Source organism: Dietzia sp. DQ11-38-2 (assembly GCF_014145055.1).
GTDB lineage: Bacteria > Actinomycetota > Actinomycetes > Mycobacteriales > Mycobacteriaceae > Dietzia.
Genome location: NZ_JAALDW010000232.1, coordinates 1 through 9,287, shown reverse-complemented (window position 1 = coordinate 9,287; position 9,287 = coordinate 1). Strand labels below are relative to the sequence as shown.

At 70.2% G+C, this 9,287-nt stretch carries 10 protein-coding genes and 1 pseudogene; 7 read left to right on the top strand and 4 right to left on the bottom strand.

The genetic code is table 11. From position 1 onward, the window contains the following. Positions 1 to 191: 191 nt before the first annotated feature. Entirely contained in the window at positions 192 to 779 is a 588-nt protein-coding gene (locus G6026_RS08710; RefSeq protein WP_107757359.1) for a dihydrofolate reductase family protein, read from the top strand. Between the two features lie 22 nt (positions 780 to 801). Here the strand turns inward: G6026_RS08710 and G6026_RS08705 are convergent, their stop codons facing one another. The 3 genes from G6026_RS08705 to G6026_RS08695 all read right to left on the bottom strand — a co-directional run bounded on the left by G6026_RS08705 (position 802) and on the right by G6026_RS08695 (position 3,405). Further along, positions 802 to 1,797, bottom strand: a complete 996-nt coding sequence (locus G6026_RS08705) for an alpha/beta fold hydrolase (RefSeq protein WP_182612933.1) — start codon at positions 1,795 to 1,797, stop codon at positions 802 to 804. 106 nt (positions 1,798 to 1,903) lie between these two features. Continuing rightward, positions 1,904 to 2,437: a ferritin gene (locus tag G6026_RS08700; RefSeq protein ID WP_107758218.1), complete on the bottom strand. Its 534-nt coding sequence runs from the start codon at positions 2,435 to 2,437 to the stop codon at positions 1,904 to 1,906. A gap of 188 nt (positions 2,438 to 2,625) precedes the next feature. Next, entirely contained in the window at positions 2,626 to 3,405 is a 780-nt protein-coding gene (locus tag G6026_RS08695; protein ID WP_182612932.1) for an SDR family oxidoreductase, read from the bottom strand. A gap of 55 nt (positions 3,406 to 3,460) precedes the next feature. Between G6026_RS08695 and G6026_RS08690 the strand changes: the two genes are divergently transcribed. The 5 genes from G6026_RS08690 to G6026_RS08670 are packed head-to-tail and all read left to right on the top strand — an operon-like array spanning position 3,461 to position 8,426. Then, positions 3,461 to 4,450: a glycosyl hydrolase gene (locus tag G6026_RS08690; protein ID WP_182612931.1), complete on the top strand. Its 990-nt coding sequence runs from the start codon at positions 3,461 to 3,463 to the stop codon at positions 4,448 to 4,450. Beyond that, entirely contained in the window at positions 4,447 to 5,679 is a 1,233-nt protein-coding gene (locus tag G6026_RS08685) for a SpoIIE family protein phosphatase (protein WP_182612930.1), read from the top strand. The genes G6026_RS08690 and G6026_RS08685 overlap by 4 nt, the downstream gene beginning before the upstream one ends. Next, positions 5,676 to 7,646, top strand: coding sequence for a glycosyltransferase family 2 protein (locus tag G6026_RS08680; protein ID WP_182612929.1), 1,971 nt, complete (start codon positions 5,676 to 5,678; stop codon positions 7,644 to 7,646). Before G6026_RS08685 ends, G6026_RS08680 begins: the two co-directional genes overlap by 4 nt. After that, the gene (locus G6026_RS08675) at positions 7,643 to 7,978 is read left to right on the top strand and encodes an STAS domain-containing protein (protein ID WP_182612928.1); all 336 of its coding nucleotides are present in this window, start codon (positions 7,643 to 7,645) and stop codon (positions 7,976 to 7,978) included. The genes G6026_RS08680 and G6026_RS08675 overlap by 4 nt, the downstream gene beginning before the upstream one ends. Continuing rightward, complete coding sequence (locus tag G6026_RS08670; protein WP_182612927.1) at positions 7,968 to 8,426, top strand: ATP-binding protein; 459 nt, start codon at positions 7,968 to 7,970, stop codon at positions 8,424 to 8,426. The genes G6026_RS08675 and G6026_RS08670 overlap by 11 nt, the downstream gene beginning before the upstream one ends. On the opposite strand, the gene G6026_RS08665 is transcribed toward G6026_RS08670, so the two are convergent. After that, positions 8,407 to 8,856, bottom strand: coding sequence for a limonene-1,2-epoxide hydrolase family protein (locus G6026_RS08665; protein WP_107757351.1), 450 nt, complete (start codon positions 8,854 to 8,856; stop codon positions 8,407 to 8,409). The genes G6026_RS08670 and G6026_RS08665 overlap by 20 nt on opposite strands. A gap of 246 nt (positions 8,857 to 9,102) precedes the next feature. Between G6026_RS08665 and G6026_RS08660 the strand changes: the two are divergent. Then, positions 9,103 to 9,287, top strand: a pseudogene (locus G6026_RS08660) (alpha/beta hydrolase); the annotation flags it as partial.

The following is a 9,287-nucleotide window of genomic DNA, read 5'->3' as shown; positions in this document are numbered from 1 at the left end:
GACGAGCCGACCAACAACCTCGACCTCCCCGGCGTGGAGGTGCTCGCCGACGCCCTGCAGCAGTGGCGCGGAGCGCTGCTGCTGGTGAGCCACGATGACGGGTTCTGCGACCGGGTGGGGGTGGACGAGGTGATCCGACTCGGCTGACGCGCCCACCTCACCCGATCACCCACCACGGAGGGATCCATCCCGTGCGCACGCTCATCTACTACGTCGCCGTCACCGCCGACGGGTTCATCGCCGACCCCGACGGGCGAACCGACTTCTTCCCCCTGGAGGGAGACCACATGGCCTGGCTCATCGAGCACTACCCGGAGACGATCCCCGGCCACGTCCGCGGGGCGCTGGGGCTGGCCGACACCGCCTCTCGGGTGTTCGACACGGTGGTGATGGGTCGCACCACCCATCAGGTGGCGGTTGACGAGGGTCTGGCCAGCGGCTATCCGCATCTGCGCCAGTACGTGGTGACGCACCGGCCGGACGACCTGCCTGCCGAACAGGGTCTCACGGCCTCGGACGAGGATCCTGTGACCCTGGTCCGCAGGCTCAAGAGCGAGGATTCCCCTCTCGACATCTGGCTGTGCGGAGGTGGGGAGCTGGCAGGGGCTCTCGTGGACGAGATCGACGAGTTCCGACTGAAGATCAATCCGGTCCTGATCGGCGCGGGGCGGCCGTTGATCTCGGGGCCCGTTCCGGTGTTGTCACTGGTCGTGCGCCGGAGGATCGGCTTCGACAGCGGGGTGGGCTACGTGGAGTACGAGCGCGCGCGCCGCGGGTGACCGCGTGGCTGCAGGGATCGGCTCACCGCACCCAGGGCGCGTAGGGGGCGACGTGGAAGCACGGCACCGGGGTGGCCTCAGCGGGGGCCAGTGCGTTGAGCACGTGCAACCACACCCTCTCGCTGTACAGGGTGGCCACGTGCTCGGACAGGTCCTCGGCACATCCGGCCTGGAGTTCGATGTTGGTGACGTCACCGGAGTAGAACTGGCGGACGAACGGGGTCACGATCTGGTCGAACTGCGAGACGATGCTGTACATGCGGACTCCGGGGATGCCCTCGGGGCCGCGTGGGTAGACCTCGGTGGCGAGTGGCGAGTCGACGACCTGCTGGATGAGGGCCGGCGTCGAGTGCTCCAGGCTCCCGTACACGGCGGGCCCGAGGACCGGCACCAGGGAACGCAGATAGACGATCTCGCTCAGTCTGGTCCCGGTCGAGGGCGAGATCCCCACCTTGGTGTGGACCTTCTCGCTCCCGCCGAGGAACGTCAGGTAGTAGTCGGCCAGGATGCCGCCGCCCTGGGAGTGCCCGACGAGGTCGACGGCGTCCGCGCCCGTCTCGGCGAGCGCCCGGTCCACGACCTGCTGAAGGACCAGGCCGGAGGCCCGGATGTCGCCGAGGCCCTGGATCGGCATCGCCGGGAAGCCCGTGACGTTCCCGAAGGTGAAGGTGTAGACGCAGTACCCGGCGTTTCTCAGCAGAGGGGCGCCGGCCTGCCAGGCGAGCGCCTGCGTGGTGAAGGTGGGGTGGACCAGGACGACGGGACGCGGGCGCTGCGGGGTCGGTCGACAGTTCGGGTCGTTGGCTCCCGGAGGCGGGATCTCGGGAGCCAACGACGCCTGGAACCCGGCCGAGATGTCGAAGGGCACCGGCAGTGGTCCCTCGGTGGGCGACTGCGCACGGGCGGGGGTGGTGGCGGAACCCACGAGGAGCACCGCCACGGCGACCACCGCCACCGCGGCGGCGATCCGCCTCGCTCCGAAGGGGCGTGCGGGTGGTCTGGTCGCGACTCCGATCACCGGAGGCCCCCTGTCGTTGCGCCGCGGCCCGCTACGAGAGGGCCGACTCCATGGGTGTGATGGTCCTCACCCTAGGCAGGGGCGGCGCTGTGCGCTCTGCTTCCCGTCAGACGGCACCGCCGGCGACCGCGGGCGGGGTGCCGGTGTTGGAGGAGGCGTCGGTCTCACGGGCCAGGTACTCCTCGATCCGGAACCAGTCATTGTCCGCGCGCTCGGCGATCGCCACGAGGGTGCTCATGTTGGCGACCTCCTCGACCTGCTCACGCAGGAACCACAGCATGAACTGCTCGCCCAGCGGATCTGCCTCGGCTCGCGCGGCCTGGAACAGGGCCTCGATCTGACGGGTGACCTGCTTCTCCTGCTCGAGTGCGTACCGCAGTGCGGCGACGGGTCCCTCGAAGTCGGCCTGCGGGCCGGGGACGGCCGGGATGGTCACCTCGATGTCGCGGTCGAGCATGTACTGCACCATCATCATCGCGTGGTTCCGCTCTCCGAGGCTGTGCTGGTAGAAGCGGCCCGCGAGCTGCGGCAGGTCCTTGGCGTCGGCCCACACCGCGATCGCGATGTACTGCTGGCTCGCGGCGAACTCGTGGCCGACCTGCGCGGACAACAGTTCGGTGAACGAGGACTTCTTGGCCATGATCATGGAACCCTTCCTCTCGGGGGACCTCGACGGGCGTCGAGGTTCGCGGGGGCGTGGTGCGCCCCGGGGGTCCCAGAGTAGGACCGACGAGGGTGTTTTACCAGGTCAGTAAGCCTAACCGAACATCGGTAAGCCTGGCCTGGCCGGCGGTGCCGGACGACCGGATACGGCGCGGGACGCCGTCGTCAGCGCCGGTGCGCCCGCATCGCGGAGTGTTGGTCCCTCGGCTTGACCACGATCTGGTCGAGGTTGACGTGCGACGGCCGGCTCGCCACGAATCCCACGATCTCGGCGACGTCGCGTGCGACCATGGGGGTCAGTCCCTCGTAGACGGCGCCGGCCTTGTCGTCGTCGCCGTCGAATCGCACCAGTGAGAACTCGGTCTCCACCATGCCGGGCGCGATCTCGGTGAACCGCACGGGCTCGCCCAGGTGCTCCCCGCGGAGCGTCCGGTGCAGGACGGCCTGCGCGTGCTTGGCCGAGGTGTACCCGCTGCCCTTGTCGTAGGACTCGAGCGCGGCGATCGAGGTGATGGTCACCACCAGCCCGTCGCCGGTGTCCACGAGCACCGGCATGAGTCCGCGCACGAGCCGCAGGGTGCCCAGGACGTTGGTCTCCCACATCCATCGCCACTGATCCTCGTCGGCGTCCATGACGGTGGTCGTCCCCTTGGCGCCGCCGGCGTTGTTGACCAGCACGTGCAACCGGGGCACGGCCGCGCAGAACGCCTCGCACGAGACGGGATCGGTGACGTCCAGGGGAATGGCGGTGCCGCCGATCTCGTCCGCGAGCGCCTCCAGTCGGTCGAGTCGTCGGGCTCCGACGACCACGTGGAATCCCAGCCGCGCCAGTTCGCGTGCGGTGGCCTCGCCGATCCCGGAGGAGGCGCCGGTCACCACCGCGATGCGGGTGTCGGCGGGGAGAGCGGTGAGGTGCTCACGGATGGCGGGGTGATCGACACTCATGGTCTCAGGCTAGAACAGCAGTCCCAGTGGCGCGCGACGGAGACAATGGTCGACGATGCGTGCGGTGCGGATGGCCCTGGTCTCGGTGGTGGTGGCGGTGATGTGCGTGGCGTGTGGATCCTCGCGGCAGTGCGACGTCGCCGCCGACCCCCTTCTGGCGCCACTCGACGCCCCCGGGCAGGCGTGTCCGCGCTTCGGGGTGAGCACTCCCGGCGGACCTGCCGCCCCGGAGGAGCTCCGTGCGGTCGCCGACACCGTGGGTGCCCGGCCGAGTGTGGTGATGTGGTTCGTCGACTTCTCCTCCCCGCCCCCGATCGCCGAGTTGGACGCCGTCCGGGAATGGGGTGCGGACCCGATCATCACGTGGGAGCCGTGGCGGTGGATCGCGGACGGGGTGTACGACCGCGGGGCGTTCCCGATGGAGGAGATCGCCGCGGGGGTCCACGACGACCACCTCTATCGCTGGGCCGACGAACTGGCCGCCTGGGGTGACACGGTGTACCTGCGATTCGCCCACGAGGCCAACGGCGACTGGTACCCGTGGAGCCCGCGGGGCGGTACCCCTTCGCAGACCTATGTGGAAGCGTGGCGGCATGTGCACGACCTCTTCGCCGCCGAAGCGGTGCACAACGTTCGGTGGGTCTGGACCGTCAACGTCCCGCACCCCGGAAGCAGCCCGGTGGCCCCGCTCTTCCCGGGCGAGGAGTACGTGGACGTGGTGGGCGTCGACGGCTACAACTGGGGTACCACCCAGGCGTGGAGTTCCTGGCAGGAACCGGACGAGATCCTCGGCCCCACCCTGGACGAGGTGGCCACGATCGCACCGGGAGTGCCCGTGATGGTCACCGAGGTGGCCAGCGCGGAGGCGGGTGGGCCCAAGTCCGAGTGGGTCAGGGACCTCGTCGGGTACCTTGATTCGAGAGAAGAGTTGACGGCGTTCGTGTGGTTCGACCACCACAAGGAGACCGATTGGCGCCTGGCCAGCAGCCCGGAGTCCGCCGCCGCCATGGCGGACGCCCTGACCAGAGGGAGCCGTACGAGATGACCCCGCCGCCGTGGAGCATCCCCGCACCAGTGGAGGCCGAGCGGGTGCGCGACGTGGAGCGGCTGGGGTTGTTGGGGACCCCGCCCGAGGGCCGGTTCGACCAGGTCACGAACATGGCGCGCCGGGTCCTCGGCGTCCCCGCGGCATCCCTGTCCCTGATGGACGACGACCGGTTGTGGATGAAGTCGATCCACGGGCTCGAGGTGGAGGAGGTGCCCCGGGACAAGACGGTCTGCCGGACCACCATCGCGCGGGCGTACCGCCGCCCTGACGACCCGGCGCTGGTGATCCCGGACGCCGCCGCCGACCCGGAGTTCGCCGAGATCCCCGGTATCGGTGGCCCGGACGGGGTCCGGTTCTACGCCGGCTATCCGCTCTACGGCCCCACAGGTCATCCGGTGGGCACCTTCTGCGTCTATGACTTCGAGCCCCGGAACCTCGACCCGCAGCAGATCGAGGCGTTCACCGAGCTCGCCGAGTGGGCGCAACGGGAACTCGAGCGGTCCGCGGAGCTGGACCGGGCCGCGGAGATACAGACCCAGCTGCTCCCGCGCCCCCTCACCGGACTCGAGGGCTACCGGATCGCCGCCGTCTGCCTCCCGGCGTTCACCGTCGGCGGAGACTTCTTCGACCACTACAGTCGTGGAGACACCCTGATGCTCACCGTCGCCGACGTGATGGGCAAGGGGCTCGGGGCCGCGATCCTGTCCTCCTCGGTCCGCGCCTCGGTCCGGGGGGCCTCCCGGGTGCTCGACCGGTTCGGCCCCGCCGACGGCGCGCAGGACACGGGGGCAGTCACCACGCTCGCGGCCGAGCACCTCGCCGAGGACTGCGAGCTCACCTCGACCTTCGTCACGGCGCTCCTCGCCGCTATAGACCTGCCCAGCGGGACGATCCGCTACACCGATGCGGGCCACGGCCTTGCGCTGGTGCGGCGCTCCGACGGGCGGATCGAGCCCCTGGAGGAGGGCGGGCCCCCCATCGGGATCCTCCCCGGGACCACCTGGGCCTCTGATGAGGCACAGCTAGAGCCGGGCGACGTGTTGGTGATCTGCTCGGATGGTCTGCTCGATCTGTTGGACGAGGACAGCGACCCCGCCGCGGTGTGGCAGTTCGTGCAACCCTTCGCCCTTCCCGACGAGCTCACGGCTGCGACCCGCGACCTGGTGGCGGGCCGGCCCCCGCTGGACGACGTGACCGTGGTGGCCGTCCGGAGAGAGGCGGCGTGAGCACGGTCCCGGCCCCGCCGGTGCCGCGCAGCGAGTACCCCTCGCCCTACCTGCGGCTGCTCATCGTGGTGACCGTGATCGTCGGGTTGAACTACATCGTGTGGCGGTGGTTGTTCTCGGTCAACTGGGACGCCTGGTGGATCGCCGTCCCGCTGGTCCTGGCCGAGACCTACAGCCTGATCGACTCGATCCTCTTCGCCGTGACCATGTGGCGGTTGCGTCGTCGCCCCGAGCCGCCCCCGGCGCCGGAGGGGGTGAGCGTCGACGTCTTCATCACCACCTACAACGAGCCGCTCGACCTGGTGCTCGACACGGCGGCGGCCGCCAAGCGCATCCGCTACCCGCACCGCACGTGGATCCTGGACGACGGCGCCCGTCCGGAACTCCAGGCCGCCGCCGCGGAGCTGGGGGTCGACTACCTCACCCGGTCGGCCAGTTGGACCGACAAGCCACGCCACGCCAAGGCGGGAAACCTCATCAACGCACTGCTGCACACGGACGGCGAGTTCCTGCTGATCCTGGACGCGGACCAGGTCCCCGAGCCGGAGATCCTCGACCGGACCCTCGGGTACTTCACTGACGAAGGTATGGCGCTGGTCCAGACCCCGCAGTACTTCACCAACGTCCCCGAGTCCGACCCGCTGGGCAGCCAGGCACCCCTGTTCTACGGGCCCATCCAGCAGGGCAAGGACGGGTGGAACGCGGCGTTCTTCTGCGGGTCGAACGCCGTGCTCCGTCGCGAGGCGCTGATGCAGCTCGGCATCACGGGGTACGTCAAGGCCGTGGAGGACGGGGTGGATCGCGCCCTGCGGACGGCCGGCAGGGTGATCAGGCGGGCACAGCGCACGGTCCCGGCGGACCAGCCCGAGGTGGGGGAGGCGCTCGGAACCGTCCGGCGGGCCGTGCGCACCGCCCGCGCCGAACTCAGGGCGGGTGGGTCTCTCGCGGAGATCACCTACGGGTTCCAGCAGACGGTGGACGCGGCCGCGCGCACCGTGGTGGACGCCGACCTGGGCGCGATCCGGTCGGACCTCGAGGCGATCGCCGCGCTGGACGAGCACGGGGCGGACGCGATAGTGCTCGACGACCTGGTGCTCGACCAGCTCGCCGACCGCGAGTGGTCGCCACTGGGAGCGGTCGAGTCGGTCCGCGCGCTGATCCGCGCCGTGGACATCGACCGGGCCGACGAGGCGGAACCCACCCAGGCGCTGGCGACCATCTCGGTCACCGAGGACATGGCCACCGCGATGCGTCTGCACGCTGCGGGATGGCGGACCGCCTACCACCACGAGGTGCTGGCCTATGGTCTGGCGCCCGAGGACCCCAAGACGATGCTCACCCAGCGACTGCGGTGGGCACAGGGCACGATCCAGGTGATGCTGCGCGAGAACCCCCTGGTGCAGCGGGGTCTGACGCTGGCCCAGCGGTTGATGTACTGGTCCACGATGTGGAGCTACCTCTCGGGCTTCGCGGCACTGGCATACTTCGCCGCCCCGGTCATCTACCTGACCTTCGGCGTGCTGCCCGTCCAGGCGTGGAGCGTGGACTTCTTCGCGCGACTCATCCCGTTCCTCGTTCTGAGCCAGCTGCTGTTCTTCATCGCCGGCCGGGGCACCCCGACCTGGCGGGGACAGCAGTACAGCCTCGCCCTCTTCCCCGTGTGGATCGCGGCCTGCTGGACCGCCGCGCGCAACGTCTACTTCGGCAAACCCCTCGACTTCGCGGTCACCCCCAAGACCCGCCAGGGGGAGGACGCGACGCCGTGGTACCTCTTCCGGCCGCAACTCATCGTCATGGCGTTCCTGGTGGTGGCGGCCGTCATCGGGGTGGTGCGGCTGTACCTGGGGGCGATCTCCGTCCTCGGCGTCACGGCGAACCTCGTCTGGGTGGTGTTCGACCTGTTGATTCTCTCGGTGGTCTTCCGGGCCGCTCGCTACCGTGGACCCGACAGAGAAGGAGCGACATGACCGCCTACGACATCCGGGAGGCCGGCACCGCAGTGGTGGTTCAGCCGACCGGTCGACTGAACATGGTGGCCGCCCCCGGCCTCCGCGACCAGCTCCGTGAGCTGGTCGACGGTGGGTCGCGCCGGGTGGTGGTGGACCTCAGCGCCACCGAGTTCATCGACTCCTCGGGACTCGGGGCGTTGATATCCGGACTCAAAGCCGCCAGGCAAGCCGGGGGCGACCTTCGCATCGCGGCCCCGAACGCACAGGTCACGAGCGTGTTGAAGCTCACCCGGCTCGACCGGGTTCTGACCGCGCACGAGTCGGCGGACTCCGCCTTCGATGGCGACTGACCAGCGTCGGGAGCTGACCCTCACCACGGGTGAGGGCACGCTCGACAGGATCCTCGATCTGATCGGGGAGACGCTCTCGGCCGGTGAGGTCGAGGAGGAGGTGCGGTTGCGGTTCGAGATCTCCGTGGCGGAGATCGGGGCGAACATCATCGAGCACGCGGCCGACGGCGGCCCGGTGCACCTGGACCTCGTACTGGAGGTGACGCCGGACCGCCTCGAGGCGCGCTTCACCGACGACGGCAGCCCCGCCCGGGTGGACCTGCGTGCCGTGCAGATGCCGGACGTCTTCGCTGCCCGGGGCCGGGGGCTGGCGATCGCGGTGGAGGCGCTCGATGAACTCGAGTACCGCCGGCGCGGGGGAGAGAACGTCTGGCGGCTGGCCTGTTACCGCGAGCGGGAGGCGGGGCAGTCGGAGGACGACGACGAGGTCAGCGGCCCCGGCCGGTGACCATTCCGACGAGTCCGCGCACCGCGCCGAGGGCCATGTCGGACTTGGAGAAGTAGTCCTGCCAGCCGCACACGAGGCCGTCGCGGACCTCGAGTCGCCCGCACACCCAGAACCCGCAGCGGAATCGCCCGACCCCCAGGTAGTCGGTGCGTTCGGTGAGCACGATCGTCGGGGAGCCGGGGGTTGTGGGGTCGGCGGGGGCGCCCACGGCGAGGTGGTGGATCTCCGCGTCGAAGTCCACGCTGCCGCCCAGGGCCGACAGCGCCTTGACCACATCGCGCTTGCCCCGGATGGTGGGGAGCCCGATGTTGGCCCACCACACGTCCTCGGCGAGCAGCTCGGAGGCGGTGGTGACGTCGCCCGAGACGAGGGCGTCGAAGAAGGTGCGGACCACGACGTCGGAGTCGAGCTTGGTGGTGGTGGTAGCCATTGGACCACGGTAACCGCCCCGGTCCGATCTGTGCGGCCGGAACGCCCGGCCTCAACCGACTTGTGCGTGCCGAGTGGTCCCTTGCGCCCGCGTACCCGGGCGGAATGCGTGTAGGCAGGGCTGGGCAGGGCGCAGAGTTCCGGTGATGCGGACGGCGCGCGCAGTTCTCGGTGGGGCACGCGGGCCATCGACGATGTGCGGGATCTGGACAGCTCAGCCGGATCTGTGGCTGGCACGATGAGCCTCATGAGTTCCGCAGCCGCCCCCGCCCCCGCCGTCTCGTCGGTCGTCTCCTCCGACGGCACCGCCCTCGCCTACCGCCTCCTCGGCGACCCCGCCGCCCGCCCGTTGGTGCTGGTCCACGGCTGGGCCCAGTCGAGCGCCAGCTGGGGGCCGGAGCTGCTGGACGCGCTGGCCGAGCGGTTCCGGGT